This is a genomic window from Spiroplasma sp. ChiS (assembly GCF_002968355.1).
Classification (GTDB): Bacteria; Bacillota_I; Bacilli_A; order Mycoplasmatales; family Mycoplasmataceae; genus Spiroplasma; species Spiroplasma citri.
Genome location: NZ_PUUH01000169.1, coordinates 1 through 1,044, shown reverse-complemented (window position 1 = coordinate 1,044; position 1,044 = coordinate 1). Strand labels below are relative to the sequence as shown.

General features: G+C 25.0%; 2 protein-coding genes. Both read left to right on the top strand.

The features are described from left to right. Positions 1-356, top strand: a 356-nt coding sequence (locus C6B38_RS10050) for a hypothetical protein (RefSeq protein ID WP_162475882.1), incomplete at its 5' end; no start/stop codon positions are given. Positions 357-358: 2 nt separating this feature from the next. Beyond that, a complete protein-coding gene (locus tag C6B38_RS04875) occupies positions 359-958 on the top strand; it encodes a hypothetical protein (protein WP_105298861.1) in 600 nt (199 codons plus the stop codon). Positions 959-1,044 lie beyond the last annotated feature (86 nt).

Here is a 1,044-nt window from a genome sequence, read left to right as displayed (position 1 = left end):
TTGAAATAAATAAAAAAATAAAATGAGAAAAAGTAAGTATATCTTATACACCTGATAGTGATAATTCTATTGATATTCCTGAATTTTCAGAAAAATATCGTTATCAAGTTTGATTATCACCAACTAATCGTAAAGGTGCTGAAGGTATGTTATGGCTTGAACCACCTTATTTTACAGAACAGAAAGAAAATAAAACTTTATCTAAACATCAAGCAACTTGTTTTATTGATGATATGGATAAAAACCCTTATAGTATTGCTTTATATAGTGCTAGTGGTCGGATTTACTTAACGGATGGTTCAAAGGGTTCTAATATTCCAATTAATAGTGTTCGTATTTTACGACAAGAGGTATAAGTATGGAAAATAAAGAAAATATTATTATTAAAAATGAAAATGGTACTTATTGACAAAGATTAGGTTTTGAACAAAGAAATCCAAGTCAAAGTTTTAAAGCATGAAAAAATCGTAAGTTTTTAAAATATGATAAATATCCATTTCATATTAAAAAAGCATATATTATGCGATATAATGCTTTATCAATTTTATATCATACACCATTTTTAAGTTTATATGGTTTATTTTTTACTAGTTTACATTTTAATTGAATACCAACATTAGAACCAGTTAAAGAGTTTATGTTTGGTCAGCACAATATAACTGATGGTGGTTTTTTTGGATATGCTGGGATTGTTATATCATATCCAATATTACATGGTACTGCTTGATTAACAACAAAAATACCTAAAATACCAGCAATTAAATTACCAGTTGGAAAATGTTTAGAACAAGTTTATAAAATACCAAGTTATATATTATATTTAATATTATTGGGTTGATTAATATTTCGTAAATATCTTAAAAAACATAATGTTAATATTTGTCATAATTGTAAAAAAACAATAGAACAAGTTAAAAGTTGAAATCAATATTGTCTTAAAAAAAGATGAAATAAATAGACTATATAGGGGTGGTAGATATTTTTGGGTGGTTATATAGTCTATTTTATAAATTATTTTGTTCTGAAAGAATAGATGGCCACTGT